At 67.7% G+C, this 25,801-nt stretch carries 23 protein-coding genes; 13 read left to right on the forward strand and 10 right to left on the reverse strand.

What is annotated here, in order from left to right; all coding sequences use genetic code 11:
* Nucleotides 1-182 precede the first annotated feature (182 nt).
* The 4 genes from ACFPOB_RS10645 (at nt 183) to ACFPOB_RS10660 (ending at nt 5,722) form a co-directional block, all read left to right on the forward strand.
* Nucleotides 183-2,246, forward strand: coding sequence for a DEAD/DEAH box helicase (locus tag ACFPOB_RS10645; RefSeq protein WP_377798170.1), 2,064 nt, complete (start codon nt 183-185; stop codon nt 2,244-2,246).
* A 410-nt stretch (nt 2,247-2,656) separates the two neighbouring features.
* Entirely contained in the window at nt 2,657-3,883 is a 1,227-nt protein-coding gene (locus ACFPOB_RS10650) for an ABC transporter substrate-binding protein (protein ID WP_377798172.1), read from the forward strand.
* A gap of 169 nt (nt 3,884-4,052) precedes the next feature.
* The gene (locus ACFPOB_RS10655; RefSeq protein WP_377798174.1) at nt 4,053-4,922 is read left to right on the forward strand and encodes a carbohydrate ABC transporter permease; all 870 of its coding nucleotides are present in this window, start codon (nt 4,053-4,055) and stop codon (nt 4,920-4,922) included.
* Nucleotides 4,919-5,722 (forward strand): carbohydrate ABC transporter permease, encoded by an 804-nt coding sequence (locus ACFPOB_RS10660; RefSeq protein ID WP_377798176.1) that lies wholly within the window; start codon nt 4,919-4,921, stop codon nt 5,720-5,722. The genes ACFPOB_RS10655 and ACFPOB_RS10660 overlap by 4 nt, the downstream gene beginning before the upstream one ends.
* A 123-nt stretch (nt 5,723-5,845) precedes the next feature.
* On the opposite strand, the gene ACFPOB_RS10665 is transcribed toward ACFPOB_RS10660, so the two are convergent.
* Nucleotides 5,846-6,625, reverse strand: coding sequence for a DUF2189 domain-containing protein (locus ACFPOB_RS10665; RefSeq protein ID WP_377798313.1), 780 nt, complete (start codon nt 6,623-6,625; stop codon nt 5,846-5,848).
* A gap of 221 nt (nt 6,626-6,846) precedes the next feature.
* On the opposite strand from ACFPOB_RS10665, the gene ligA reads away from it, so the two are divergent.
* On the forward strand, nt 6,847-8,997 hold the full coding sequence (ligA, locus tag ACFPOB_RS10670) for an NAD-dependent DNA ligase LigA (RefSeq protein WP_377798178.1): 2,151 nt from the start codon (nt 6,847-6,849) through the stop codon (nt 8,995-8,997).
* A gap of 19 nt (nt 8,998-9,016) precedes the next feature.
* Here the strand turns inward: ligA and ACFPOB_RS10675 are convergent, their stop codons facing one another.
* From ACFPOB_RS10675 to ACFPOB_RS10685, 3 genes are read right to left on the reverse strand one after another with little or no spacing between them, the layout of a single operon-like run.
* Nucleotides 9,017-9,790, reverse strand: a complete 774-nt coding sequence (locus ACFPOB_RS10675) for a M50 family metallopeptidase (RefSeq protein ID WP_377798180.1) — start codon at nt 9,788-9,790, stop codon at nt 9,017-9,019.
* A 50-nt stretch (nt 9,791-9,840) separates the two neighbouring features.
* On the reverse strand, nt 9,841-11,091 hold the full coding sequence (gene pepT / locus ACFPOB_RS10680; protein WP_377798182.1) for a peptidase T: 1,251 nt from the start codon (nt 11,089-11,091) through the stop codon (nt 9,841-9,843).
* Nucleotides 11,066-12,145: an AraC family transcriptional regulator gene (locus ACFPOB_RS10685; protein WP_377798183.1), complete on the reverse strand. Its 1,080-nt coding sequence runs from the start codon at nt 12,143-12,145 to the stop codon at nt 11,066-11,068. The genes pepT and ACFPOB_RS10685 overlap by 26 nt, the downstream gene beginning before the upstream one ends.
* A gap of 212 nt (nt 12,146-12,357) precedes the next feature.
* On the opposite strand from ACFPOB_RS10685, the gene ACFPOB_RS10690 reads away from it, so the two are divergent.
* Nucleotides 12,358-13,578, forward strand: coding sequence for an MFS transporter (locus tag ACFPOB_RS10690; protein WP_377798184.1), 1,221 nt, complete (start codon nt 12,358-12,360; stop codon nt 13,576-13,578).
* A 30-nt stretch (nt 13,579-13,608) separates the two neighbouring features.
* On the opposite strand, the gene ACFPOB_RS10695 is transcribed toward ACFPOB_RS10690, so the two are convergent.
* Complete coding sequence (locus ACFPOB_RS10695; protein WP_377798186.1) at nt 13,609-14,652, reverse strand: YdcF family protein; 1,044 nt, start codon at nt 14,650-14,652, stop codon at nt 13,609-13,611.
* A 196-nt stretch (nt 14,653-14,848) separates the two neighbouring features.
* On the opposite strand from ACFPOB_RS10695, the gene ACFPOB_RS10700 reads away from it, so the two are divergent.
* From ACFPOB_RS10700 to ACFPOB_RS10715, 4 genes are read left to right on the forward strand one after another with little or no spacing between them, the layout of a single operon-like run.
* Nucleotides 14,849-15,676 carry an AraC family transcriptional regulator gene (locus ACFPOB_RS10700; RefSeq protein ID WP_377798187.1) on the forward strand — a complete coding sequence of 276 codons (828 nt, stop codon included), beginning with the start codon at nt 14,849-14,851 and terminating at the stop codon, nt 15,674-15,676.
* An 11-nt stretch (nt 15,677-15,687) separates the two neighbouring features.
* Nucleotides 15,688-16,398, forward strand: a complete 711-nt coding sequence (locus ACFPOB_RS10705; RefSeq protein WP_377798188.1) for an AzlC family ABC transporter permease — start codon at nt 15,688-15,690, stop codon at nt 16,396-16,398.
* On the forward strand, nt 16,395-16,694 hold the full coding sequence (locus ACFPOB_RS10710; protein WP_377798190.1) for an AzlD family protein: 300 nt from the start codon (nt 16,395-16,397) through the stop codon (nt 16,692-16,694). Before ACFPOB_RS10705 ends, ACFPOB_RS10710 begins: the two co-directional genes overlap by 4 nt.
* Nucleotides 16,695-16,710: 16 nt before the next feature.
* Nucleotides 16,711-17,673 carry a PLP-dependent cysteine synthase family protein gene (locus ACFPOB_RS10715; RefSeq protein ID WP_377798191.1) on the forward strand — a complete coding sequence of 321 codons (963 nt, stop codon included), beginning with the start codon at nt 16,711-16,713 and terminating at the stop codon, nt 17,671-17,673.
* A 156-nt stretch (nt 17,674-17,829) separates the two neighbouring features.
* Here ACFPOB_RS10715 and ACFPOB_RS10720 read toward each other — a convergent pair whose 3' ends face one another.
* Nucleotides 17,830-19,692 (reverse strand): aminopeptidase P family protein, encoded by a 1,863-nt coding sequence (locus ACFPOB_RS10720; RefSeq protein WP_377798192.1) that lies wholly within the window; start codon nt 19,690-19,692, stop codon nt 17,830-17,832.
* A gap of 271 nt (nt 19,693-19,963) precedes the next feature.
* Between ACFPOB_RS10720 and ACFPOB_RS10725 the strand changes: the two genes are divergently transcribed.
* Nucleotides 19,964-20,209 carry a hypothetical protein gene (locus ACFPOB_RS10725; RefSeq protein WP_092160762.1) on the forward strand — a complete coding sequence of 82 codons (246 nt, stop codon included), beginning with the start codon at nt 19,964-19,966 and terminating at the stop codon, nt 20,207-20,209.
* Nucleotides 20,210-20,267: 58 nt separating this feature from the next.
* Nucleotides 20,268-20,396, forward strand: coding sequence for a hypothetical protein (locus ACFPOB_RS10730; protein ID WP_377798193.1), 129 nt, complete (start codon nt 20,268-20,270; stop codon nt 20,394-20,396).
* A 46-nt stretch (nt 20,397-20,442) separates the two neighbouring features.
* On the opposite strand, the gene ACFPOB_RS10735 is transcribed toward ACFPOB_RS10730, so the two are convergent.
* On the reverse strand, nt 20,443-21,390 hold the full coding sequence (locus ACFPOB_RS10735; protein WP_377798194.1) for a 50S ribosomal protein L11 methyltransferase: 948 nt from the start codon (nt 21,388-21,390) through the stop codon (nt 20,443-20,445).
* Nucleotides 21,391-21,557: 167 nt separating this feature from the next.
* The gene (locus tag ACFPOB_RS10740; RefSeq protein ID WP_377798195.1) at nt 21,558-22,313 is read right to left on the reverse strand and encodes an SDR family oxidoreductase; all 756 of its coding nucleotides are present in this window, start codon (nt 22,311-22,313) and stop codon (nt 21,558-21,560) included.
* A 124-nt stretch (nt 22,314-22,437) separates the two neighbouring features.
* Here ACFPOB_RS10740 and ACFPOB_RS10745 point away from each other — a divergent pair, with 124 nt between their 5' ends.
* Nucleotides 22,438-22,833 (forward strand): winged helix-turn-helix transcriptional regulator, encoded by a 396-nt coding sequence (locus ACFPOB_RS10745; protein WP_377798315.1) that lies wholly within the window; start codon nt 22,438-22,440, stop codon nt 22,831-22,833.
* A 132-nt stretch (nt 22,834-22,965) separates the two neighbouring features.
* On the opposite strand, the gene ACFPOB_RS10750 is transcribed toward ACFPOB_RS10745, so the two are convergent.
* A complete protein-coding gene (locus ACFPOB_RS10750; RefSeq protein ID WP_377798196.1) occupies nt 22,966-23,136 on the reverse strand; it encodes a hypothetical protein in 171 nt (56 codons plus the stop codon).
* Nucleotides 23,137-23,327: 191 nt separating this feature from the next.
* A complete protein-coding gene (locus tag ACFPOB_RS10755) occupies nt 23,328-25,694 on the reverse strand; it encodes a UvrD-helicase domain-containing protein (RefSeq protein ID WP_377798198.1) in 2,367 nt (788 codons plus the stop codon).
* Nucleotides 25,695-25,801 lie beyond the last annotated feature (107 nt).

Genomic DNA, 25,801 nt, shown 5'->3' on the forward strand with positions numbered 1-25,801 from the left:
CGCCGGCAACGGAACGGGTAGCATGGTGGGCCTCCGCTGCCGCATGCGGGATCGGCCGATGCTGCATTCCCTTTTTCCGCGTTTTCCTCTATGTGCAGCGCAATATCGTGGCGCCGCGTCCGGCGCTGCCCCTCGTTCTGCGTGCTGCCGACCCGCCAGCTGCAATCTAAGGCCTGACATCGATGTCCTTCATCTCCACGAGTGCGCCGCTCGCGCGGGCGCTCGCCGACCGCAATTACAGCGAGCCGACCCCTGTCCAGGCCGCGGTGCTGGAAGAGGCGGCCGCCGGCCGCGACCTTCTGGTTTCCTCGCAGACCGGCTCGGGCAAGACGGTGGCCTATGGGCTCGCCATCGGCACCGACCTGATCGGCGACGCCGACGTCCTGCCCCGCGCCGGGCTGCCGCTGGCGCTGATCGTCGCGCCGACGCGCGAGCTCGCCTTGCAGGTCCAGCGCGAGCTTGCCTGGCTCTATGGCGAGGCGAAGGCCCGCATCGTCGCCTGCGTCGGCGGCATGGACCCGCGGCGCGAGGCGATGCTGCTGGCCGAGGGCGCGCATATCGTCGTCGGCACGCCGGGGCGCCTGCGCGATCATCTCGAACGCCGCCAGATCGATCTTTCGGCGCTGAAGGCGGTGGTGCTCGACGAGGCCGATGAGATGCTCGATCTCGGCTTCCGCGACGATCTCGAATTCATCCTGCAGGCCACGCCGGAAGAGCGTCGCAGCCTGCTGTTCTCGGCGACGCTGCCGAAGGCGATCATCGCGCTCGCCAAGAGCTATCAGCGCGATGCGCTGCGCATCGAAGTCGCCGGCACCGAGGGAGGCCATGCCGACATCGAGTATCGCGCTATCCGCGTCTATCCGCGCGAGAGCGAGCTTGCCGTCGTCAACCTGCTGCGCTTCTACGACGCGCCCTGTGCGCTGGTGTTCTGCAACACGCGCAACGCAGTGCGCCATCTCGAGGCGGCCCTGCTGGAGCGTGGTTTCGCCGCCGTCTCGCTTTCGGGCGAGCTCAGCCAGAGCGAGCGCAATTCGGCGCTGCAGGCGCTGCGCGATGGCCGCGCGCGCATCTGCGTCGCGACCGATGTCGCGGCGCGCGGCATCGACCTGCCGGGCCTGACGCTGGTCATCCATGCCGAATTGCCGAACGATCCCGAGGTGATGCAGCACCGCAGCGGCCGCACCGGCCGGGCCGGCAAGAAAGGCATCAGCGCCCTCTTGGTGCCGCCGTCGCGCCGGCGCAAGGCGCAGATGCTGCTCGCCGGAGCGGGGGCCGAAGCCGAATGGGCGGCAGCGCCGACACAGGACGAGATCCGCGCGCTCGACCAGGAACGCATGCTGCAGGACCCGCTGCTTTCGGGAGAGGCGGGCGAGGACGATGCCGGCATGATCGGCGCGCTGCTTGCCGGGCGTTCGGCGGAAGAGCTCGCGGCGGCGCTGGTGCGCGTCTACCGCTCGCGCCTGCCGGCGACGGAAGAGGTCGGCGATCCCAATTTCGGCCATGAGGAGCGCCGGCCGGCGCGCAGCGCCGACGATTATGCGCAGAAGCGTTCGCCCGGCGATCGCGAGCGTGGAGAGCGCTCCGGGCCCCGCGGCGAGACCGTCTGGTTCCGTCTCAATACCGGGCGCAAGGACGGCGCCGATCCGCGCAAGCTGCTCCCGATGATCTGTCGCCGTGGCCAGATCACCCGCGACGAGGTTGGCGCGATCCGCATCTTCGATCGCGAGACCAAGGTTGAGATCGATGCCGATGTCGCCGAGCGCTTCGCCGAGCTGACGCGCGTGCCCGATCGCGACCGGATCACGATCGAGCAGGTCGCTGGCGAGGGCGAGCGCCGGGCGGCCAAGCCCTTCGGCGAGAAGGCGAGCCATGCGCCGCGCGGCGCCCATCCGGGGCGCGAGGAGCGTTCGAGCGAGCGCAAACCCTATGAGGGCAAGCGCAAGCCGTTCGGCAAGCCCTATGACCCGACGCGGCGCGACCGAGAGCCTGTCTATGAGGAGACCGCGATCCTGCGGCCGGAGCGCCCGTCCTTCGACAAGAAAGGCGAGCCTGGCGGCAAGCCGTTCGCCGGCAAGTTCAAGGGCGGCAAGTTCGAGGGTGGCAAGAAGCCGTTCGGCGCCCCGCATGGCGCAGAGCGCCCGGGCAGCGGCGAGGGCCGGCCAGCGGGCAAGTCGTTCGGCGGGAAGAAGCCGTTCGGGACGAAAAAGCCTTTCGCCGGCAAGACGCCGCGTCGCGACGATCGCTGAGATAGGCCGAATCTACACCATGTCGTCATGGTCGGGCTCGTTGTCCCGACCATCCACGTCTTTCTTCCTGCAATGCGGTGTCCAAGACATGGATGCTCGCCACGAGGGCGAGCATCACGGGCTGGAACAGCGTCGTGTCAGCGGCTGCTATCAACGCAACCCGAGGAAGGACAGGATCGCGAGGACGACCACGACCAGGCCGACGATGTAGATGATATTGTTCATGGTAGAGCCCCCTGGTTGCGTTGCCGTCGCATCGCGACGGCCAATGAACGGTGCGGCAGCGCCGCAGCATCATCCGAACGCCGCGCCGCGCAGGATTGTTCCGCAATCGTCGCATCTCTGTTGCACTCGCCAGCCATCCGCTCCCACAATGCCCGCCCGGGCAGAGACCCGGACGGGGGAATGCCATGAGGACGATGGGTAAGGCGCTCGGCGCCATGTTGATGTTGGCCGGGCTCGTTCTGCCGGCCGCCGCGCAGGACCGGCTGGTGATCGCCGGGCGCGATGCCGGCTTCGCGCCGGCGCTGGCCAAGATGGTCGAGCTCTACCAGGCCAAGAATCCGAATGTGAAGATCGAGCGGCTCGAGCTCGGCGGCGGCCCGCTCTATGAGCGCCTCGCTGTCGGCGCGCGCGAGAAGACCGCTGCGACCGACGTCGCCATGCTCGACGACATCTGGGCGCCGGAATTCATGGCGCGCGGCTGGCTCACCGATCTCGACACCGTCGGCGGCCTGCCGGGCGAATTCGTCAAGTCGGCGATCGACGTCTCCAAGCATAACGGCAAGCTCTATGCCGCGCCCTTCGTCGGCAACATTGCCATGTTCGCCTATCGCAAGGACCTGCTCGCCAAGCACGGCTTCGAGCGGCCCAAGACCTGGAGCGACGTCGTCAAGGCGGCGCAGACGATCCAGTCGAAGGAAGAGGGCGTCTCCGGCCTCGTCTTCCGCGGCATCAAGGGCAACCCGATCGTCACCTCCTTCCTGCCGGTGCTGTGGGCACATGGCGGCGACGTGGTGAGCGCCGACGGCAAGGCCGTGCTCGACACACCCGAGGCCGAGAAGGCGCTGACCCAGTTCCTGTCGTTCAAGGCGCTCGCGCCGAAGGGCGTCGAGACCTACAACGCGACCGAACTGCGCGATGCGATCCAGCAGGGCCGCGCTGCGATCGCGGTCGAGATGTGGTCGTCCTGGGCCGGCACGCTCGATGGCAGCGCCTCCAAGGTCGCGAACCAGGTCGAGGTCGTCGCCTCGCCGGGCGAGGTCAGGGGGCCGGCGCCGATGCTGGGCGCCTGGCTGCTCGCCATTCCGGCGGATTCGCCAAACAAGGCGCGCGCCGCCGACTTCATCCGCTTCGTCACCAGCTCCGAGAACCAGAAGCTGATCGCGCTCGAGACCGGCAATCCGCCGACCCTCGCTGCGCTGTTCAACGACAAGGATCTCGTCGCCAAGTACCGCTGGTACCCGGCGCAGCTCGAGGCGCTGAACGTCGCCCAGGCCCGCCCGCGCATCAGCCAGTGGGCCCGCGTCGAGACCATCCTCGGCGACTATCTCCAGCTTGCGCTGATCGGCCAGATGCAGCCCAAGCAGGCGCTGACCGAGGCCAACGCCCAGATCGCCCGCGCGCTGTCGCGCTGAGCAGTCTTGCGCCTCCAACTTCTCGCGGTCGTCCCGGGCGCGCATAGCGCGACCCGGGACCCATGCCTGAACCTTCTTCGGAGGCGTTCCGGCATGGATACCGGATCTCCGCTTCGCTGCGTCCGGGATGACTTCGGAGGGGTATTCTCAGTTCAATGCCTTTGATCTCATGACCGCTTCCCGCCGCCTGCTGCCCTGGCTCCTGCTGACGCCGGCGCTTCTGATCTTCGCCGGGCTGACGCTCTATCCGCTCGGGCGGACGCTGGCGCTGTCGCTGTTCGCCACCGATTACGGCTTCGAGAACGCAAAATTCGTCGGCCTCGAGAATTTTCGCGAGCTTTGGGACAGCCGCTTCTTCCGGCAGGCGGTGACCAACACCGTGCTGTTCACGGTGGTCTCGACCATCCTCGAGGTCGCGGCCGGCCTGGGGCTGGCGCTGCTGCTGAACCGTGGCTTTCCCGGCCGTACGCTGGTCATGACGCTTCTGCTCGCGCCCTTCGTGCTCTCGACCATGGTGGTCACCGCGATCTGGCGGGCCTGGTTCCATTTCGATCTCGGCTTCCTCAACAACCTCCTGCGCACCGTCGGCCTGCCCGGCGTGCCCTGGCTGTTCGACCCCAACCTCGCGCTCTGGTCGATCGTGCTGGTCGATCTTTGGCAGACCGCGCCCTTCGCCTTCCTGATCATCTTCGCCGGCCTGCGCCTGATCCCGCAGGACGTCTACGAGGCCGCCCGCGTCGATGGCGCCGGGCCGTGGCGGCGCTTTCGCGACATGACGCTGCCGCTGCTTGCGCCCTATCTTTTCGTCGCGGCGCTGCTGCGCTCGGTCGACAGTTTCAAGCTGTTCGACAAGGTCTATGCGATGACCGGCGGCGGGCCGGGGCAGGCGACCGAGACGGTCTCGATGTTCGTCTACCGGCAGTGCTTCCGCTTCTTCGACATCGGCCTGGCTTCGGCCGCCGCGGTGGTGATGATCGCCGTCGCTGGCCTGCTAGCGGTGGTCTATGCGGCCTCACTCCTCAAAGGGGCTGGCCGATGATCCGGATCATCGCCGCCTTCGGGCTCTGCGCGCTGTCGCTGATCCCGCTGGTCTGGATGGTCGCGACCTCGTTCAAGCCGCCGGCCGAATATGTCTCGACCTCGATCGCGCTCTGGCCGCAGGAGCCGACGCTGACGCATTATCGCGTGCTGCTCGATGGCGGGATGTGGCGGCTCGGCCTCAACAGCGTCGTGGTGGCGCTCGGCACCGTGGCCCTGTCGTTGCTGGCCGGCTTGCCGGCGGCCTATGCGCTGGCGCGCTTCGAATTGCCCAGGCGCTTCGACATTGTCTTCCTCGGCTTCGTCCTGGTGATCAAGCTGGCGCCGCCGATCGCGCTCGCCATCCCGCTCTACCAGGTGCTGCGGGCGCTCGGCTTGCTCGACACCCATCTCGGGCTGATCCTCGCCAACCAGATCCTGGCGCTGCCCTTCGCGATCTGGATGCTGCTCGGCTTCGTGCGCGACGTGCCCTATTCCTTCGAGGAGGCGGCGATGCTCGACGGCGCCGGCTTCCTGAAGCGGCTGCTGGAGATCGTTGTGCCGCTGCTGATGCCGGGGCTGGTCGCGACCGCGGTCTTCGTCGCGATCATGAGCTGGAACGAATTCCTGTTCGCGCTGCTCTTCATCCAGACGCCGTCGAAATTCACCCTGCCGGCCTTCATCGCGACGCTGATCAACGAGGACGAGACCTTGTGGGGCAAGCTCTCGGCGATGGGGCTGATCGCCTCGCTGCCGGTGCTGTTCGCGGTCGGGCTGGTCCGGCGCGGGCTGACGCGCGAGGTCTCGGTCGATCAGCATTGAGCGGGATCGTCATTCTCCGGCGCAGCGAAGCGGAGACCCGAGGATCTCATGACGATGAGGCGCCAGTCAGCGCCTCATCCGGCCTGAGATGCTCGGGTCGAGCCCGAGCATGACCCGAGATGGCTACCGCGGCACGACCTTGCGGTAGAGGTGCCAGCTGGCGTGGCCGAGCACCGGCATGACGATGATCAGGCCGACCAGCACCGGCAGCGAGCCGAGCACCAGCAGGGCCGTGATCGTCAGGGCCCAGTACAGCATGCCGCGCGGGCTCTTCTCGACGGCGGCCATCGAGGTCTTCACCGCGGTCGCCATGCTCACGTGCCGGTCGAGCATCAGCGGGAAGGAGATCACCGTCATCGCGAACACCAGGATGGCGAAGAGCAGCCCGAGCGAATTGCCGAGGATGATCATCGTCCAGCCGTTCGCGGTGGTCAGCAGCGGCGTCATGAAACCTTCGAAGGAGTCGAGCGGGACATCGCCCATCAGCCAGCGATAGATGATCCAGGCGCTGAACAGCCAGGCGAGGAAGACGCCCATCAGGAGCGCGCCGAGCGTCGCGATCTGGCCGATGCCGGGCGAATGCACGACGTCGAGCGCATGCTTCCAGGAGGTATCCATGCCGGCCTCGCGGCGGCGGCTGATCTCGTAAAGGCCGATCGCGGCGAAGGGGCCGAGCAAGGCGAAGCCCGAAGCCAGCGGGAACAGCAGCGGGAAGATGTTGTAGCTCACCGTCAGGCGGGCCAGCAGGATGCCGGCGATCGGATAGATCAGGGCGATGAAGAGCAGATGGCTCGGCTGGGCCATGAAGTCAGAATACCCTTGCCTCAGGGCATCCTTGATGTCGGCGATGCCGATCTCGTTGACGGGCAGGGCATCGGCAGGCGCAGCATCGTTCGCCGCCATCGGGGGATGATGGATATGCGTATCGGCCATGGCGTTCTTCCCGGTTGCGGCCCGGTTCGCCTGGCGGTCCTGACGCGATCCTCCGGTCAAGACCTGCGAGGCGTCGAGCATCCATTTCAGCGGGGTCAGCCTACACCCGGCGCGCTCCTGCCACAAATCGGCGTACCCAAATCGTGAAACAGACGCTTCGCAGCGGACTTCCCCTCAACTAGAACTGCGCCATGGCCGACACTGTTCCCACTCCCGTCGAAGATCTGACGCCCGAGGCGGCGCGCGCCGAGCACCAGCTGCTGGCGCCCGAGATCGCCGCGGCGAACGAGGCCTATCACAGCGACAGCGCGCCGATCATGGACGACGCGACTTTCGACGCGAAGTTCCGCCGGCTGACCGCGCTGGAAAGCGCCTTTCCCGAGCTGAAAGGGGCCGAGGCGCTCTCCGACAAGGTCGGCGCCAAGCCCTCCGGCAAGTTCGCCAAGATCCGGCATCGCGTGCCGATGCTGTCGCTCAACAACGCTTTTGCCGACGAGGACATCGCCGATTTCGTCACCCGCGTGCGGACCTTCCTCGGCCGCAAGGACGACCAGCCGATCGCCTTCACCGCCGAACCGAAGATCGACGGCCTCTCGCTCTCGCTGCGCTACGAGGAAGGCGAACTGGTCAGCGCCGCGACTCGCGGCGATGGCGAGGAGGGCGAGGACGTCACCGCCAACGCCCGCACGATTTCGGAGATCCCGCACCGGCTGAAGGGCAAGGACGTCCCCGAGATCGCCGAGGTGCGTGGCGAGATCTATCTCGGCCATGCCGATTTCGCCGCGATCAACCAGCGCCAGCGCGACAGGCAAGAGCGCGAATTCGCCAATCCGCGCAATGCCGCCGCCGGCTCGCTGCGGCAGCTCGACGTCTCGATCACCGCCAGCCGGCCCTTGCGCTTCTTCGCCTATGCCTGGGGCGAGATGCCGGTCCTGCCGGCGCCGACACAGTTCGGCGTGGTCGAGGCCTTCGCACGTTGGGGCTTCCGCACCAACCCGCTGATGGCGCGCTGCGACAGCGTCGAGGCGCTGCTGGCGCATTACCGGTCGATCGAGGCGCAGCGCGCCACGCTCGGCTACGACATCGACGGCGTGGTCTACAAGGTCGATGATCTAGCACTGCAAGCGCGGCTCGGCTTCGTCGCGCGGGCGCCGCGCTGGGCGATCGCGCATAAATTCCCGGCCGAGCTCGCGACCACCGTGCTGGAGGCGATCGACATCCAGGTCGGGCGCACCGGGGCGCTTTCGCCGGTGGCACGGCTGAAGCCGGTCACGGTCGGCGGCGTCGTCGTCACCAATGCGACGCTGCACAATGAGGACTATATCCGCGGCTTCGATTCGAAGGGGCTGCCGATCCGCGACGGCAGCGACATCCGCATCGGCGACACCGTCACGGTGAAGCGCGCCGGCGACGTCATCCCGCGCGTCGAGGCGGTCGATCTCGCCAAGCGCCCAGCTGATGCGCAGCCTTACGTTTTCCCGACGACCTGCCCGGTCTGCGGCTCGGATGCGGTGCGCGAGCACAATCCGCGTTCGGGCAAGGAGGATGCGGTGCGCCGCTGCACCGGCGGCCTGATCTGCGAGGCGCAGGCGGTCGAGCGTCTGAAGCACTTCGTCTCGCGCGACGCGCTCGACATCGACGGGCTCGGCGACAAGCAGATCGAGTTCTTCCACGCCGATCCGGATCTGCCGGTGAAGGAGCCGGCCGACATCTTCACGCTGGCTGAGCGCGATGCTGCGAACCTGAAGAAGCTCAAGGACAAGGAAGGCTTCGGCGCGACCAGCACCAAGAAGCTGTTCGAGGCGATCGACGACCGGCGGAGGCCCCCGCTCAACCGCTTCATCTTCGGGCTAGGCATCCGCCATATCGGCGAGACCAATGCGCGGCTGCTGGCACGCCATTACGGCTCGTTCGAGGCGCTGCAGGCCGCCTGCCTCGCCGCCGAGAATCCTGAGAGCGAGGAGCGGGCGGCGCTCGATGCGATCGACGGCGTCGGCCCGACCGTGGTCGAGGCGCTGCTGCAGTTCTTCGCCGAGGAGCACAACCAGCAGATGCTCGCCCGGCTGCTGGCCGAGGTGACGCCGCAGCCGCTCGAGGCGGTGGCGTCATCCAGCCCGGTGGCCGGCCAGATCGTCGTCTTCACCGGTGCACTCGAACGCATGACCCGCGACGAGGCCAAGGCGATGGCCGAGCGGCTAGGGGCCAAGGTCGCCGGCTCGGTCTCGTCCAAGACGGACCTCTTGGTGGCGGGGCCGGGTGCCGGCTCGAAGCTCAAGGATGCCGCCAAGCATGGCGTCAAGGTGATCGACGAAGCCGGGTGGTTCGAGCTGGTCGGGGGGTAGAAGGCGGATCGGCGCTGGCTCAGGGCCCCTGCGGCTTGGCCGCGAGCAGGCGGCGTCCCTTCTTGAAGGCGGCCCAGTTCGGCGCGAAATCTGGCGGGGGCCAGATCAGCATACCCGCCAGAAGGCTCATGACGAAGGCGAGCTTGGCCAGGATCGCCAGCCCAGTGCCGCTGAGGCCGAGCCAAAACAGCGCGCGAGCCCTGCCATAGCGCCGCTCGATCCAGTTGTGCGCCAGCCTGCCGCCATCCAGGGGATAGGCCGGCAGGAGGTTGAGGAAACCGAGGACGAGATTGATCCAGCCCAGCCAGTGCAGGACGCGAAGCGGCACCGGATCAAACTTTGGCGGTGGCGACAGGAACACGGTGCGCCCATGCTCGGGATCGGCAATTCCTAGCAATGCAGGCGCCTGCAGGAGCAGCCCGTAGGTCCCGAGGCAGATTAGCCCGAGCAGGAGATTGACCAGCGGCCCGGCCCACAGAATCCGCTGCTCCTCGGCACGGGTCCAGTGCTTGGCTTGCCACGTCACGTCGCCGCCGAGTGCGTACAACCGGATGAGCGAGGGCTTCAATCCGACCCGCTTTGCCACGGCGGCATGACCGAATTCATGGGCCAGCACCGATAGCATCGCGCCGACAGCGACCAGAGCCGCGGCAATCAATCCGTCCGCACGGAAGCTGCGCCACAACGGGTAGGTTAGCAGCGTCGCGACGAGTGGCATGCCGAAATAGAACTGGATCGTCGGCCAGGCCGGGTGACGGAACTCGAGGCCGCCCTTCAATGATTTGACCTGCAAGATTGCGCCCCGACGCCAGACCCTGCCGACCATTTCAACGAACTTCGGAGCTACCGCAAGTTGGTTGTCGCCGACGGCGGTTGCGCCGCCAGCACGCAGATCATCCGCGCGACGTCATAAGACTTCTCGAAGGCCGGCACGGGCAGGAATTCGTAGCGCGAGTGGAAATTATAGGCGCCGGTGAAGAAGTTCGGCGTCGGCAGGCCGCGGGCCGAGAGCGCCGCGCCGTCGGTGCCGCCGCGCATCGGGATCTGCTTCTTCCTGATCTGCAAGCGCTCCAGCGCCCCGAACAGCAACTCGACCGGGCGCTGGTCGTCGCCCAGGCTGTCGTGGATGTTGCCATAGGTGTCGCTGACCACGCACGCGACGCGGCCGGTCGGGTAGAGCGCGGCGACCTCGTTCGCGACCTCGCTGAAGCGGCGCTTGCGGGCTTCGAAGCTCTGCCGGTCGAAGTCGCGGATCAGGGCGCCGAGCCTCGCCTCGCTGGCATTGGCCGTGATGGCGTTGAACCAGACATAGCCTTCGCGGCCTTCTGTGTTCTCCGGCGTCTCGGCGCGATCGAAACGGCTGATGAAGTCCTGCGCCATCAGCACCGGGTTCACCAGTACGCCCTTGGCCGACATCGGGTGGGCGCTGACGCCGGTCAGCGTGATTTCGGCGCTCGCCGCGTTGAAGTTCTCGATCACCACCTCGCCGAGCTCGCAGCAGTCGATCGTATAGGCGAAGTCGCAGGGAAACCGGGCGAGGTCGAGGATCTTGGCGCCCCTTAGGCCGATCTCCTCGTCCGGCACGAAGGCGATGGCGATGTCGCCATGCCGGTCCTGCGGGCTGAGATTGGCGAGCAGGGTCATGATCACGGTGATCGCCGCCTTGTTGTCGGCGCCGAGCACGCTGGTGCCGTCGCTGGCGATGATCTCGGCCCCCAGCCAGTCGCGCAGCTGCGGATGCTCGGCGACGCGCAGCCAGATATCCCGGTCGCGGTTGAGGCAGAGGTCCTCGCCCTCGAATCGCAGCAGCTGCGGGCGGATATCGGGCGAGAGGCCGGCATCGAAGGTGTCGAGATGGGCGATGAAGCCGATCCTCGGCGCATCCGGCACGGTGCCGCGCTTCACTGCCGTGACGGTGGCGCGATCGTCGATCTCGACATCGTCGAGGCCGAGCCCGCGCAATTCGTCGGCCAGGAGCTCGGCGAGGCGCTGCTGGCCCGGCGTGCTCGGCAGCGTCGTGGCCTTGATGTCGCTCTGGCTGGAAATCGCGGCATAGCGAAAGAAGCGTTCAATCAATTGCTGGCGGATGCTCATGGTCGTCCCGTCGAACGCTTGGCGGACTGTGGTCGGCAAGGCGCCCCGAGGCGCTGCCGGCAGGGGAGGCGTCGACCGGCCGCGTCGCGCGGATCGGCGGCTCGGTATTGCGGAAATGGCTTGGCGGCTTGCCGATCACGCGCTTGAAGGCGCGGCTGAAGGACGCCTCCGAATCGTAGCCGAGACGGCGGGCGACGGCGGTGATCCGGAGCTTGTCGCGCTCCAGCCATTGCCGGGCCTGGTGCATCTGGACCTGCAGGACGTAGCGCGCCGGCGTCTCGCCGACGACGCTGGCGAAGCGCTCGGCAAAGGCGGAGCGCGAGGCGTGCATCACCCTGGCGAGCGCATCGACCGTCCAGTTCTCGCTCGGATTGAGATGGATCGCGGCGAGGACACGGCCGATATCGGGGTCGCGCGCGGCGGCCACCCAGCCGGTGGCCGTGCCGCAGCCGCGCTCGACCCAGGAGCGGATCAGGGCGGCGGCGACGACATCGGCGAGGCGGGTCAGGATGCCGCCGGCGCCGACGCGATCGAGCGCAAGTTCGCACGCCATGGTGGTCAGCAAGGCGGGAATGGCCGGCTCGGCCACCGCCATTTCATGCACCCACATCAGCTCCGGCATCATCCGCAGCATCGGATGCTGGGCGTCGACGTTGAAGCAGAGGCTGGCGCTGAAGAACAAGGTCGCTTCGCCGTCGGCTTCTCCAGAGCCACCGCCGCGCGCCTCGGCGATCTCGCCGCAGCAGTGCTGGAAGGCGCAGTGGCCGTTCGGTTTCGCCGGGAGGCCGGGCTCGCTGGCGAGCGCATGCTCGACGCCGCGCGGCATCAGCACGGCGTCGCCCTGTTCGAGCCGGCACCACTCGCCCTCGGGCGTGCGCAGCCAGCAGCCCCGCTCCGCCATGAAGTGCAGGCGCGCCGCCGGCTGGGCCGGGAACAGCAGGCACCAGGGCGTCGTCATCTGGTAGCGGGCGTAATCGACGCCTTCGAGCCGGAGGCCGCGCAGCATCTCCGTCAGCGGGTCCGGTCCCGATCTTCTGGACGATTGGTCAAGCATAGCGGGTTTTCTAGCATGGAAGCTCCAGCCGGTCACGCCTAGTTCTCTGACAACCATCAATGCCCAAGCCCTCATCCTGAGGAGCCGCTCTGTCCGGAGCGGCGTCTCGAAGGATGCTCCAGCTGTCTCCGGAGCCTCCTGAAGCATCCTTCGAGACGGCCGCTGCGCGGCCTCCTCAGGATGAGGGCTCATCCCGTTTGCTGGAGCATCCCATGTCGGATTCCTTGTCAGCCACCGCCGATGCCGAGCTCGTCGGCATCGTCCCCGAAGAGCGCATGGCCGCCTGGCCGGCGGTCTTCGCCCTCTCCCTGGGCGTGTTCGCGCTCGTCAGCGCCGAATTCCTGCCCGCCAGCGTCCTGACCTCGATCGCCGCAGATCTCTCGATCAGCGTCGGTGCCGCCGGACAGACCGTCACGGTGACCTCGCTGGTCGGCGTCGCCGCGGCGATCTTCACGCCGATCGTCACCAGCCGCTTCGACAGGCGGCTGGTGCTCTGGTCGCTCTTGTCACTTCTCGCCTTGTCGAGCCTGGTCACGGCGCTGGCCAACGGCTTCGTCATGCTGCTGGCGGCGCGCTTCCTGCTCGGCCTTGCGCTTGGCGGCTTCTGGTCGATGGCGCCGGCGCTGACGCTGCGGCTGGTGCCGGCGCAGTCGGTGCCGCGGGCGCTGGCGCTGATCTCGGCCGGTGTCTCGGCCGCCTTCATCGGCGGCGGACCGCTCGGGGCCTATCTCGATTCCCTGATTGGCTGGCGCATGGTGTTCGGGCTCTCGGCCGGCCTTGCCGGCGTCGCCCTGCTGGCGTTGCTGGCGACGATGCCGCCCTTGCCGCCGCAGGCGGCGCCGCGGCTGGGCACGCTGGGGATCCTGTTCTCGCGGCCGAGTGTGCGGCTGATGCTGATCTCGGTGCTCGTCATCATCTCCGGGCAGTTCACCGGCTTCACCTATATCCGGCCCTTCCTCGAGCAAGCGCCGCAGCTCGGCGTCGGCGCGATCACTATCGTCCTGCTTGGCTACGGCCTCGGCAATGTGGTCGGCAACTTCGCCGGTGGCGTTGTCGCGGGACGCGGCGTCAAGCTCGCGATCGTCTCCTTTGCGCTGGCGATCGGCATCCTGGGCCTTGTCTTGCTCCAGTTCGGAGCCTCGCCGATCGTGGCGGGGATCGCGGTCGCGCTCTGGGGCTTCGCCTTCGGTTTCGCGCCGGTCGGCTTCCAGACCTGGATGATGCGGGTCGCGGCAGACCATGCCGAATCGGTGAGCGGGCTGGTGACGGCGGCCTTCCTGGTCGCGATCGCCGGCGGTGCGGTGCTCGGCGGCCTGTTGGTCAACCATGTCGGCGGCCTCGGCCCGATCGGCTACATGGCGGTGGCGACGCTCGCCGGAGCGCTGCTGGTGCTCGTCGCCGGCAGGGAGCCGCCGGCAGCCCTGGCCGGGTGACGATCCGCCCTCAAAGGCTGCTGCGGCGGCTCACTGCTGCAGGCCCGGATAGGCCCAGAAGCCGGATACCCGCAGCAGGTCGCGGTAAACGACCAGACGTTCGTCCTTGGTGAGCTTTGCCGCCTCCTCGACACTGGGGAAGTCGAGCGCCGAAACAGGCAGGACTGGTGCGCCGAGCTCGTACTGCCTGAGGGCATCTTCGAGCAGGACCCGGGAACGGCGCATATGGCTTGCGCTCGTCAGCAGCACCACGCTGTCGGCGTGGTGGCGCTTCAGCAAATTGGCGACATTGAGCATGTTGCCGACCGTGTCCTTGGATTTGTCCTCGATCAGGATGCGGTCGCGGTCGATGCTCTTCTCGACCAGCCACTTCATCATCACGTCGCCCTCGGTGAGGCCGGCCTGGGGCTGGCCGCCGGTGACCATGATGCGGGCATTGGGATAGGCCTGCGCCGCCTTGAGGCCGACCTCAAGCCGATCCAGCAGCGGCTTCTGGGCCGTACCGTCCTTGGCCAGGGCGAAACCGAGGATGACGATGGTGATACGGCCCCCGGCTTTCGGGATATCGAGCGCCGGTTTCTCGGCCATGACCGTCTCCGCGCGGGCGAAACGGCTGCGGTAGGCCTCGGCTTTCGCGCGGTCTAGAGCGGCCATGGCGCCCTCGGCGAGAGCGCTGCCTGCCTCATCGCCGTCGACGCGGGCGAGAGCCGCGAGCCACGCCTGTGCCTCGAAGGAGCGCGGGTCGCGCGCCAGAATGTCGCGATAGCTGGCTCGGGCCTCGGTCAGCTTCTTCTGGATGATCTGGGTCGACGCCACAGCGAAGCGAAAATCAAGCCGGTCCGGCGCCAGCGCAGCGGCCTCGGCAAACGCCTTCTCGACCACGTCGTAGCGGCCGTGCAGGGTGATGCCCTTGAAGACATCGGCCTCCGCCTTCTTCACGTCACCGCCGGACCAGTAGTACTGCATACCGGTTTCGACCAGGGTCCTGATCCTGGCGGCGTCGGAGACTTCGAAAGCCGGGGCGGGGGCCGCAAGGAGCAAGAGCGAGAGAGCGGCGGTGGCGGCGATGCGCATGACTGAGGTCCCCTGGACATTCAGTCCTTGAAGCCGGCCTTCATGACAATGGTTGAACAGGTCGGGTTGAATAGGTCGGCCAGAATGCCTGCTGGGACCGTGATCGTCGCCATCACTTTTCTTCAAGACATCAAGGCGCGGTTCCGCTCTATCTTGCGCCATGGATCTGATCAGCCAAGGCGAAGCATTGCTGGAGATGCCGCTCCGGGACGGCGAGCACGCCCGCCTGTTCACGGCGGCGCGCTTCTCCGGGCTGGAGTGCCTGTCGGCGCGGTTCTCGACCCATACCTATTCGCCGCACGCCCACGAGACCTATGCGGTCGGCACCATCCTTTCCGGCTGTGAGCTCTGGCATGCGCGCGGCCGCGCGCTCTTCGCCCGCACCGGCGATCTCGTCTTCAACCACCCGCTCGACGTTCATGACGGCGCGCCGAGCGAGGGCGGCTATCGCTACCGGATGACCTATCCGACGATCGAGCTGATGCGCGAGGTAGCGATCTCGCTCACCGGCGACGAAACGATCGGCACGCCGTTCTTTCGCGAGCCGACCGTGCAGGATCCGGAGGGTTCGGCCCTGTTCTCGGACGCGCATCGGGCCCTGGAAGAGGGCGGCGATGGCCTCGCCGGCGAGGAAGGCCTGCTGCGCGCCTATGCCTGGTGCCTGTCGCGCCATGCCGATCTCTCGATCCGTGATGTCGGGCGTGAGCGCGGGCCGATTGCGCAGGCGCGGGAGCTGCTCGAGCAGCGCTATGACGAGGACCTGTCGCTGGCGGACCTCACCCAGCGCTCGGGCCTGCCGCGGCATCACCTGATCCGGGCCTTCCGGCGCGAGACCGGGCTGACGCCGCATGCCTATCTCGTCGATGTCCGCATCCGCCGCGCCCGCGAGCGGCTGCGGAGCGGCGAATCTCCCGGCGCGGTCGCGGCCGCCACCGGGTTCTGCGACCAGGCGCATCTGACCCGCGCCTTCAAGGCGAGGCTCGGCGTGACGCCGGGCGTCTTCCGCGCCGCCCATCACGGCTGATGGACAAGACGATGAGCTGGAAAGACGAAGCCCGGGCCGGGCTCAACGACATCTGGCCGGCAGCGCTGGCGGCCGTGCCGATCGGCCTGCTCTTCGGCGCGCTCGCCGCCGGCAAGGGGCTCTCGCCGCTGGAAGTCTTCCTGATGAGCGTGCTCGTCTTCGCCGGCGGGGCGCAGTTCGCGGCGGTCGAGCTCTGGGCGAATCCTGCGCCGATCGTCGCGCTGGTGTTCTCGACTGCGCTGATCAATGCCCGCCATATCCTGATGAGCGCCTCGGTCGCCCCGAAGCTCAAGGGCTTCTCGACCGCGCAGCTCTTCGGCGGGCTCTATTACATGGCCGACGAGAACTGGGCGCTGGCCGAGAAACGCGCGCGCAGCCATCCGGTCACGCCGGCCTACTGGTTCGCAATGATCGTGCCCTTCGTGCTCGGCTGGCTGACGACCTCGACCACCGGCGCGATCATCGGCGCCGCGCTCGGCGACCCCAAGCGCTATGGTGCCGATTTCGCCTTCACCGCGCTGTTCATCGCGCTGACCGCCGCCTTCTGGAAGGGCAAGGTCACCGCCTGGACGGTGGCGGCTGCCGGCATCGCCTCGGCGCTCGCCTACAAGCTCGCCGGGCCGCCCTGGCATGTGCTGGCGGGCGCGCTCTGCGGTCTCGCCGCCGCCTGGATCGCAGCTGGCGACCTCGCCGAGACACCTGTCGAAAGCCCGGCCGAATGAGCCTCGACCCGATCAATCTCGCCGCCTTCCTCGGCATGGCGCTGGTGACTTATCTCACCCGCATCGCCGGCCTTGCCCTCGTCGGCCGGCTCAATCTGTCGCCACGGGCGCAGGCTGCCTTCGACGCGATCCCGCCGGCCGTGCTGATCGCCGTGATCGCGCCGAGTGCGCTCGCGACCGGCTGGCCGGAAACGGTGGCGGCGCTGGTCTGTGGCCTCGCGGCGATGCGGTTGCCGCTGCTCGGCGTGGTTGCCGTCGGCGTCGCGACCGTGGTTGCCTTGCGCATGGTCGCCTGATCCCCGGAGGAAGCCTATGCGTCCCGTGATGAATTCCGTGGTCGAGGCGATCGGCGAGACGCCGCTGGTCCGGCTCGACCGCCTGACGCGGCATCTCGGTGTCAGCGGGACCATCCTCGCCAAGCTCGACTATCTCAATCCCGGCTTCTCGAAGAAGGACCGGGCGGCGCTCGGCATCATCGAGGAGGCGGAAGCGTCGGGAGTGCTGAAGCCCGGCCAGACCGTGGTCGAGCTGACCTCCGGCAATATGGGCACAGGGCTCGCGATCGTCTGCGGAATCCGGGGCTATCCCTTCATCGCCGTGATGTCGAAGGGCAATTCCGAGGAGCGCGCCCGCATGATGCGGGCGCTCGGGGCGGAGGTCGTGCTGGTCGATCAGTTGCCGGGTTCGGTGCCGGGGCAGGTCTCGGGCGGCGATCTCGAACTCGTCGACCGCGAGGCGAAGCGGATCACGAGGGAGCGCGGCGCCTTCCGCGCCGACCAGTTCCATCGCGACGGCAACTGGCTGGCGCATTACCGCACGACCGGCCCGGAACTCTGGGAGCAGAGCGGCGGGGCGATCGACGCCTTCGTCGACTTCATCGGCTCGGGCGGCAGCTATGCCGGCGTGACCAAGGCGCTGAAAGAGCGCAGCCCGACATTGCGCTGCTATGTCGTCGAGCCGGCCGGTGCCGCGGCTGCGGCGGGGGAAGCGGTGACGAGGCCTGACCATCCGATCCAGGGCGGCGGCTATGCTATGGCGGATCTCGCCTTTTTGAAGGACGTACCGGTCGATGGCTATCTGCAGGTGACGGGCGAGGATGCGCGCGAGACGACGAGGCTGCTGGCGCGCCATGAGGGGATTTTCGGCGGGTTCTCGGCCGGGGCGAATGTCGCAGCGGCGGTTCAGCTGCTGCGCTGGAGCGAGGCCGGGAAGACAATCGCCGTCATCGTCTGCGATTCCGGGCTGAAGTATCTGTCGACCGATTTGTGGGGGTGACCGGCTCTTCCTTCTCCCCTCGGGGGAGAAGGTGGCAGCGCGAAGCGCTGACGGATGAGGGCCGGACATGCAGGGCGAGCTATCAGCCTCTCACCCGGTCGCACCGCCCTCATCCCCTGCCGGACCTTCTCCCCCGATGAGAGAAGGAGGCATCTCTCACAACGGCAGACACGCCTGCTCCAGCCACGCCTTCGCCTCGCCTTCGACCAGCGGCGCGAGATTGCTCCAGACCTGTGCATGATAGGCGTTGATCCAGGCGAGCTCGCCCTCGTCGAGCAGCGAGAGGTCGATCAACGCCCGCTCATAGGGGCACCAGGTCACAGTCTCGAAGCCGTACATGGTGCGCTCGGCGCCGGGGATCTGGCGCTCCTCGACCACGATCAGGTTTTCGATGCGGATGCCATAGGCTCCTTCCTTGTAATAGCCGGGCTCGTTCGAGAGGATCATCCCCGGCTCGAGCGGGGTGGTGCCGAGCTTGGAGAGGCGCTGCGGCCCCTCATGCACCGAGAGATAGCTGCCGACGCCATGGCCGGTGCCATGATCGAAATCGAGCCCGGCCTGCCAGAGCGGGGCGCGGGCGAAGGCGTCGAGCTGGGCGCCGGAGGTGCCCTTCGGGAAGACGGCGCGCGAGATGGCGAGATGGCCCTTGAGCACGCGGGTGTAGCGGTCGCGCATCTCGGCGCTCGGCTCGCCGACTGCCATGGTGCGGGTGATGTCGGTCGTGCCGTCCTCGTATTGCCCGCCGGAATCGACCAGGAAGATGCCGGGCTCGATCCTGCGATTGCTCGACTCGGTGACGCGGTAATGCGGCAGCGCCGCGTTCGGGCCGGCGCCGGCGATGGTGGTGAAGGAGACGTCGCGCAGTTCGCCGGTCTTCAGCCGCTCGGCTTCGAGCGCCGCGACGGCGTCGATCTCGGTCAGCCCGCCCTTGGGCGCCTCGCGCGCCAGCCAGGACAGGAAGCGGACGATGGCCGCGCCGTCGCGCAAATGCGCCCGGCGGCTGCCGGCGAGTTCGGCCGCATTCTTCCTGGCCTTCATCAGCGCGATCGGGTCGGTGCCGGCTTCGGGCGTGCCGCCGGCATCGCGGATCGGCGTCGCCAGCGCCGAGGCGGCCGTGCTGGAATCGAGCCGGACCTTGGCCCCGGCGGCGCCGAGCGCCTTGAGCTGCTGCTCCAGGGCCTGCGGCGGGGCGATCTCGCCGAGCGCGCCGATGGCGTCGCCGGCCTCGTTGGTGATCTTTTCCGGGGCGAGGAACACGGTCGGCCGGCCCTCGCGCGGCACGATGGCATAGCCGAGCGGTAGCGGCGTGTGCTCGACATCGCCGCCGCGGATGTTGAAGGTCCAGGCGAGCGCGTGCGGGTCGGAGAGGACGAGCGCGTCGACCTTGGCCTTGACGAGCTCCTGCTGGATGCGGGCGAGCTTGCTGGCAGCACTTTCGCCGGCATAGGCGGCCGGGTGCGCCTTGACCGGGGCGGTCGGCGGGGCCGGGCGGTCGCTCCAGAGCGCATCGATCGGGTTCGGCGTCACCGGCACGAGCATGCCGCCAGCCGCCGAGACGGCTTTCTCCAGTTTGGCGACGCCGTCGACGGTGTGGAGCCAGGGATCGTAGCCGAGCTTGGCGCCGGCCGGCAGATTGGCCTCGACCCATTTGTCGAGCGGGGTCTCTTCCATTTTCGTCGGTGTCATGACGCTGGTGTCGGTCTGCGCCGCCGACTGGATGGTGTAGCGGCCGTCGACGATCAGCGCCGCCTTGTCGGCCAGCACGACGGCGTGGCCGGCCGAGCCGGTGAAGCCGGTCAGCCAGGCAAGGCGCGCCATGTGGGCCGGGACGTACTCGCCCTGGTGCTCGTCGGCACGCGGGACGATGAAGCCGTCGAGCCCCTGCTTGGCGAGGGCGGCGCGCAAGGCGGCGACGCGCGGGGCGACATGCGAGGGATCGCTCGGCTCGGAGAAGGACTGGAAGCGGCAGGCGGTCTTGGAATCGGTCATGTCAGGCTCGGCAAGCTGGATTTGCGGCATGCTCGCCTCCGCGCACGCGAAAGGCCAGTGCAAAACTGCCGTTTGGCCCCTGCTTCCGCCGCAGGCGCGGGATGGCTAGCATTTGAGCGATTTGCCTCAGAGCTATGCGACATGCGCACTCCTTAACGGATTTCTTTTTCCGTTATGCGCTCTGTGCATATTGAGCATATGCGAACATATCTTCTCGCAGGTGCGAAGACGGCCCACTTTAGTCGCATAAGAGAACGAGGAAGCGACCGGGACTGTCCTTCGTGATCTGAGGAGAGACCCTATGACCTATGTGCTGAATTCCACCGACGTCCTTCCGGCCGCGACCCGCGCCGAGGCGACCGAGACCAAGACCGCCGGCCAGGGCTTCTGGCAGCGCTTCTACGCCGCGCTGATCGAGAGCCGCCGCCGTTCGGCCCTGCGCGAGCTGCGCGCCCACAGCTATCTGGTGCGCGAGAGCGAGCTGGTGCTCGGCGGCTTCCCGCAGACGACGCTGAAAGACGACGCCGAGCTGCCCTTCAACCGCTGATCTTCAATCGCCGCAGGCCGCGATCCGCGCCGCGCGCAACTGACAAGGAACCGACATCATGATCGCCCTCATCAAGCATGCCTATGACGCCATCGTCGACAGCGCCAAGTTCGCTGCGGCGGTCTGGCACGATGCCCGCGCCATGCAGGCGCAGGCCGAAGAGAAGTACGGCCATCTCGGCTTCTGAGCACTACGGCGGCGCCATTTGCCGCCGGCCGCTCGAAGCGTAGGGCCTAGGGGAGGCGGCGCGGCCTGGCGGCTGCGCCGCCTCTTTTCATGACCAGCGTCGCCCAGCCCTCGCGCGATGTGCGCTTCGCCAGCGCCAATCCCTGATGGCGATAGGCCGAGACCACGCCGGCGACGTCCATCTCCAGCAGCCCCGAGAGGATCACCGTGCCGTCGTCGGAAAGGGCGCGGGCGATGGCGGGCGCGAGCTTACGCAGCGGGCCGGCGAGGATGTTGGCGAAGATCAGGTCGAAATGGCGCGGCCGGTTCGCCTTGGCGTGGCGCAGGCCGGGCGCGACATACAGGTCGAGCGCCTGCGGGGCATGATTGACCCTCGCATTATGGGCCGAGACCTCGCTCGCGACCGCGTCGATGTCGCCGGCGACGACCTTGCGCTTGACCTGCTTGGCGAGCGCCAGCGCGAGGATGCCGGTTCCGGTGCCGACATCGATGGCGTTGCGCGGCCTGCGCTTCTTCAACTCGGCGTCGAGCGCCAACAGGCAGCCGGCGGTGGTGCCGTGGTGGCCGGTGCCGAAGGCAAGCGCCGCTGCGATCTCGATGGCGACATCGTTGACCTTCACGGCGGCGCGGTCATGCGAGCCATGGACGAGGACGCGGCCGGCGCGCACCGGCTGCAGGCCCTCCAGGCTAGCGGCGACCCAGTCTTGCTGCTTCACCGTGGTGAAGGGCGTTGCATCGATGCTGTCGCCCACGATCGGGCGGAGCATGTCGCGCACGGCTTCCTCGTCCGGATGCGTCGCGAAATAGATCTCGACCTTCCAGGGCGCGTTCAGCGAGAGGGTGGTGACGCCGCTCTCGACCTCGAAGGCGGAAACCGCCGTCTCGGTCGGATCGAAGACCTCGCCCAAGAGCTCGGTCAAGGCACGCGCCTTGTCGCCGCTGGTTTGCAGTTCGAGGACGGTCGCGACCGTCGAGGGGAGGAGGCCTTCGCGCATGGGCGCGGCTTAGCAGGGGGCGAGGCCGATGTCATGCGGCTCGACACCCTCCGCAGTCGTCCCGGACAAGCGGCGAAGCCGCGCTGGTCCGGGACCCATGCCTGAACCGTTCCGGAATGGGTCCCGGGTCTGCGCTTCGCTCCGCCCGGGACGACCGGTTTGTGTTGTCAGCCGTGCTGGGCGGCGAGTTGGGCGAAGATCGCGCCGACCTGGCCGTTCTCGGCGGCAAAGCGCAGCGGCTTGCAGCGCTCGACGATGATCTCGCCCGAGGCCGGCTGGCTTTCGAGCAGCGACATCACCTCGGCGGTGAACTCGGCCAGCGGCATCGCCGCAGGATCGACCAGCTGTTGCGGGCCGAGCAGCTCGGTCTGGACATAGGGCGGGGCGATCTCGATCACCTCGACCGAGGTTGCCTTGAGCTGCTCGCGCAGCGCCATCGACCAGGAGTGGATCGCGGCCTTGGTGGCGCTGTAGGCCGGCGTCGACGCCAGCGGCACGAAGGCGAGTCCGGAGGAGACGGTCAGGATCGCCGCACGCTCCTGCTTCAGCAGATGCGGCAGCAGGGCGGCGGTGAGCCGGATCGGCCCGAGCAGATTGGTCGCGATCGTGTCCTCGGCGGTGGCGAGGAAGTCGCCGGCCGCGACCTTTTCGCTGCGCATGATGCCGGCATTGTGGATGACGATGTTGAGCGCCGGGAAGCTCTCGATCGCCTGTTTGGCGAAGGCCGCGACATCGTCCTTGTCCTGGATGTCCAGCAGGAGCGCTTCCATGCCCGGATTGGCCGAGGTCACCTCGTGGAGCAGCGCCTCGCGCCGGCCGGCGATGACGACCTGGTTGCCCACCTTGTGGAAAGCCTCGGCCAGTGCCCGGCCGATGCCGGAGCCGCCGCCGGTGATGAGAATGGTGTTGCCGGTGATGTTCATCGCAAATCCCTTTCCTGGTTGCGAGACACCAGCTGGCATCGATACTCTTCAATCGAAAGAAGGCGCCCAAAGGTTCGATACGCACCAAAAGGAGAGTGTCACAATGCATGCGATTCGCGAGGCAATGGCGGCGATGCACAAGCGCAGTGAGGAGATTCCGCCGGTCTCGAAGGCGGTGGAATCGCTGGTGCGGCAGGTGATTGCGCAGGTCGCCGACAAATGGACGATGCTGGTGCTGGAGGCGCTGGAGGAGCACGGCACGCTGCGCTTCACCGAATGCGGGCGCATCGTCGGCGGCATCAGTCAGAAGATGCTGACCAAGACGCTGCGCGAGATGGAGCGCGACGGGCTGGTGGTGCGCACTGTCCACCCGGTGATCCCGCCTCATGTCGACTACACGCTGACCGAACTCGGCCGCGAGCTCAGCGCCGCCTTCTGCGGGGTCTGGACTTGGGCCGAGACCTACTACGCGGATGTCTCGGCGGCGCGGCGGGCGTTTCGGGAGCGGGAGGAGGGGTAGGGTGCAGATTCTCCCGGATCAATCACACTATCCGTCATGGTCGGGCTTGTCCCGACCATCCACGCCTTCGTTCTTCGAGAGCGGTGTTCAAGACGTGGATGTTCGCCACAAGGGCGAGCATGACGAACCGGATCAGCGCGCGGCCAGACCTTCACAACGCAACTGCTCGCGACCGCCCTCATAGCGGCGGCGATTGCCGTGCTGCATGTTCTTATGATCGGCGCAGCAGCCATTCGCCTTGTGCGGCTTGCAGAGCAGGCAGCCGGCGCGGGCGCTCTTTGGACGTTTGCGCTTGTGGTTCATGGCGACCTCCCAGCTGCGAAATATCACGGCTGAACAGGATGGTCACAACAGTCGGATTGTCGTCCCGGACGGAGCGCAGCGTAGACCGGCACCCATTCCGGAACCCCTTTCGAGTAGGCTCAGGAATGGATCCCGGATCGGCGCGGCTTCGCCGCTTGTCCGGGATGACTCGTGTTAAGGATGGGGACTACCTACCCCGCCTTCTGCACGAAGCTATCCAGCACCATCTTCCTACCGGCCTTGTCGAAATCCACCGTGAGCTTGTTGCCGTCGACGCTGGCGACCGAGCCGGGGCCGAACTTGACGTGGAAGACGCGGGCGCCGGGATCATAGGCGGAGGTGCCGGTCGATTTCGCCGTCAGCTCGCCCTCGATCAGCATCGGGCCGCGCTGGCGGCCTGAACCGAAGCCGCGCTGGCCGGCGTCGGAGAAGCCGGAGCTGCCGCCCGAATTGAACTTCGCCTTGTTCTCCTGGGCGCGCTGCCAGCCCGGTGTCTGGTAGGAGGAGCCGAAGCTTTCCATGCGCTCGAAGCGCGAGGCGCCGTAGCCGCCCTGGCCGTAGGCGGTGGGCGCCTGGACGACCTCGACATGGTCCTCCGGCAATTCGTCGATAAAGCGCGAGGGCAGGCTCGACTGCCAGAGGCCGTGGATGCGGCGGTTCGAGGCGAAATAGAGCTTCAGGCGCTTGCGGGCGCGGGTCAGGCCGACATGGGCGAGGCGGCGCTCTTCTTCGAGGCCGGCGCGGCCGTTCTCGTCGAGGGCGCGCTGGCTCGGGAACAGCCCTTCCTCCCAGCCGGGCAGGAAGACGGTGTCGAATTCCAGCCCCTTGGCGGCGTGCAGCGTCATGATCGAGACACGGGCGCCGCCATCGCCGCTGTCGGCGTCCATCACCAGCGAGACGTGCTCGAGGAAGGACGGGAGGTCGGGGAACTCGTCGAGCGAGCGCACCAGCTCCTTGAGGTTTTCGAGGCGCCCGGCGGCGTCGGCCGAGCGGTCCTTCTGCCACATCTCGGTGTAGCCGCTCTCCTCCAGCACCAGCTCGGCGAGCTCGCCCTGCTGCATGCTCTCGGCGCGCCCCGACCAGCGGGCGAAAGCCTCGACCAGCTCACGCAGGGCAGTGCGGGCCTTCGGCTTCAGTTCCTCGGTCTCGACCACCGCCCGGGCCGACTGCATCAGCGAAAAGCCGGTGGCGCGGGCATGATTGTGCAGGAGCTGGATGGTGGCGTCGCCGAGGCCGCGCTTGGGCACGTTGACGATGCGCTCGAAGGCGAGGTCGTCGGTGGGGCTCACCACGCAGCGCAGATAGGCCATCGCGTCGCGGATTTCGGCGCGCTCGTAGAAGCGCGGGCCGCCGATGACGCGATAGGGCACGCCGACATGGATCAGCCGCTCCTCCATCTCGCGCATCTGCGCGGAGATGCGGACGAGGATCGCGACTTCGGACAGGTTCTCGCCCTTGGACTGCATCGCCTCGATCTCGTCCGAGATCAGGCGGGCCTCCTCCTGGCTGTCCCAGGCGCCGGTGATGGTGACCTTCTCGCCGGCCTCGTCCTCGGTGCGCAGGGTCTTGCCGAGGCGGCCCTCGTTGCGGGCGATCAGTTTGGCGGCGGTGGCGAGGATATGGCCGGTCGAGCGGTAATTGCGCTCGAGCCGGACCACTGTCGCACCCGGAAAATCGTGCTCGAAGCGCAGGATGTTGTCGACCTCGGCGCCGCGCCAGCCATAGATCGACTGGTCGTCGTCGCCAACGCAGGCGATGTTACGCCGGCCCTGGGCCAGCAGGCGCAGCCAGAGATACTGGGCGACGTTGGTGTCCTGGTACTCGTCGACGAGGATGTAGCGGAAGCGCTCGTGATAGCTCGCGAGCAGTTCCGGATGCTCGCGGAACAGCGTCAGGCAGTGCAGCAAAAGATCGCCGAAATCGACGGCATTCAGCGTCTTCAGGCGCTCCTGATAGGCGGCGTAGAGCTTGCCGCCCTTGCCGGAGGCGAAGACGCCGGCTTCGCCCGGCGGCACGTCCTTGGGCGCGAGGCCGCGGTTCTTCCAGCTATCGATGAAGCCCGCCAGCATCCGGCCGGGCCAGCGCTTCTCGTCGATCCCCTCCGCCTGGATCACCTGCTTCATCAGGCGGATCTGGTCGTCGGTGTCGAGGATGGTGAAATCGGAGCGCAGATCGACCAGCTCGGCATGACGGCGCAGCAGCTTGGCCGAGATCGAGTGGAAGGTGCCGAGCCAGGGCATGCCCTCGGCGACCGGGCCGACGAGGTTCGCGACGCGCTCCTTCATCTCGCGCGCCGCCTTGTTGGTGAAGGTCACGGCGAGGATCTGCGAGGGATAGGCGCGGCCGGTCGCGATCAGATGGGCGATGCGGGTGGTGAGGACGCGGGTCTTGCCGGTGCCGGCGCCGGCGAGCACCAGCACGGGCCCGTCGGTCGCCTCGACCGCCAGGCGCTGCTCCGGATTGAGCCCCTGCAGATAGCCGGCCGCCGGCTGCGCTGCCGCGCGCGATGCGAGGCCGCCGGGGCGGGGCAGGGGGGCGGAGGTGGTTTGCTCTGACAAGTTGACGCTGCTCGATCGTGATTCGTTTTAGGGTCAATATAGGGTGTCGCGCGCGCTATTGCTGGATCAGGATGTGGACGGCAGCATGATCGCCCGATTTCCTGAGC

Origin of the sequence: Allobosea eneae (assembly GCF_042657265.1) — a bacterium.
In the GTDB taxonomy this organism is placed as follows: domain Bacteria; phylum Pseudomonadota; class Alphaproteobacteria; order Rhizobiales; family Beijerinckiaceae; genus Allobosea; species Allobosea eneae.

What these genes read in the sequence shown, in the direction of transcription:
- ACFPOB_RS10645 (WP_377798170.1), top strand. Translation starts at nt 183, where the DNA reads ATGTCCTTCATCTCCACGAGTGCGCCGCTCGCGCGGGCGCTCGCCGAC.
- ACFPOB_RS10650 (WP_377798172.1), top strand. Translation starts at nt 2,657, where the DNA reads ATGAGGACGATGGGTAAGGCGCTCGGCGCCATGTTGATGTTGGCCGGG.
- ACFPOB_RS10655 (WP_377798174.1), top strand. Translation starts at nt 4,053, where the DNA reads ATGACCGCTTCCCGCCGCCTGCTGCCCTGGCTCCTGCTGACGCCGGCG.
- ACFPOB_RS10660 (WP_377798176.1), top strand. Translation starts at nt 4,919, where the DNA reads ATGATCCGGATCATCGCCGCCTTCGGGCTCTGCGCGCTGTCGCTGATC.
- ACFPOB_RS10665 (WP_377798313.1), bottom strand. Translation starts at nt 6,625, where the DNA reads ATGGCGGCGAACGATGCTGCGCCTGCCGATGCCCTGCCCGTCAACGAG.
- ligA (WP_377798178.1), top strand. Translation starts at nt 6,847, where the DNA reads ATGGCCGACACTGTTCCCACTCCCGTCGAAGATCTGACGCCCGAGGCG.
- pepT (WP_377798182.1), bottom strand. Translation starts at nt 11,091, where the DNA reads ATGAGCATCCGCCAGCAATTGATTGAACGCTTCTTTCGCTATGCCGCG.
- ACFPOB_RS10685 (WP_377798183.1), bottom strand. Translation starts at nt 12,145, where the DNA reads ATGCTTGACCAATCGTCCAGAAGATCGGGACCGGACCCGCTGACGGAG.
- ACFPOB_RS10690 (WP_377798184.1), top strand. Translation starts at nt 12,358, where the DNA reads ATGTCGGATTCCTTGTCAGCCACCGCCGATGCCGAGCTCGTCGGCATC.
- ACFPOB_RS10695 (WP_377798186.1), bottom strand. Translation starts at nt 14,652, where the DNA reads ATGCGCATCGCCGCCACCGCCGCTCTCTCGCTCTTGCTCCTTGCGGCC.
- ACFPOB_RS10700 (WP_377798187.1), top strand. Translation starts at nt 14,849, where the DNA reads ATGCCGCTCCGGGACGGCGAGCACGCCCGCCTGTTCACGGCGGCGCGC.
- ACFPOB_RS10705 (WP_377798188.1), top strand. Translation starts at nt 15,688, where the DNA reads ATGAGCTGGAAAGACGAAGCCCGGGCCGGGCTCAACGACATCTGGCCG.
- ACFPOB_RS10710 (WP_377798190.1), top strand. Translation starts at nt 16,395, where the DNA reads ATGAGCCTCGACCCGATCAATCTCGCCGCCTTCCTCGGCATGGCGCTG.
- ACFPOB_RS10715 (WP_377798191.1), top strand. Translation starts at nt 16,711, where the DNA reads ATGCGTCCCGTGATGAATTCCGTGGTCGAGGCGATCGGCGAGACGCCG.
- ACFPOB_RS10720 (WP_377798192.1), bottom strand. Translation starts at nt 19,692, where the DNA reads ATGCCGCAAATCCAGCTTGCCGAGCCTGACATGACCGATTCCAAGACC.
- ACFPOB_RS10725 (WP_092160762.1), top strand. Translation starts at nt 19,964, where the DNA reads ATGACCTATGTGCTGAATTCCACCGACGTCCTTCCGGCCGCGACCCGC.
- ACFPOB_RS10730 (WP_377798193.1), top strand. Translation starts at nt 20,268, where the DNA reads ATGATCGCCCTCATCAAGCATGCCTATGACGCCATCGTCGACAGCGCC.
- ACFPOB_RS10735 (WP_377798194.1), bottom strand. Translation starts at nt 21,390, where the DNA reads ATGCGCGAAGGCCTCCTCCCCTCGACGGTCGCGACCGTCCTCGAACTG.
- ACFPOB_RS10740 (WP_377798195.1), bottom strand. Translation starts at nt 22,313, where the DNA reads ATGAACATCACCGGCAACACCATTCTCATCACCGGCGGCGGCTCCGGC.
- ACFPOB_RS10745 (WP_377798315.1), top strand. Translation starts at nt 22,438, where the DNA reads ATGGCGGCGATGCACAAGCGCAGTGAGGAGATTCCGCCGGTCTCGAAG.
- ACFPOB_RS10750 (WP_377798196.1), bottom strand. Translation starts at nt 23,136, where the DNA reads ATGAACCACAAGCGCAAACGTCCAAAGAGCGCCCGCGCCGGCTGCCTG.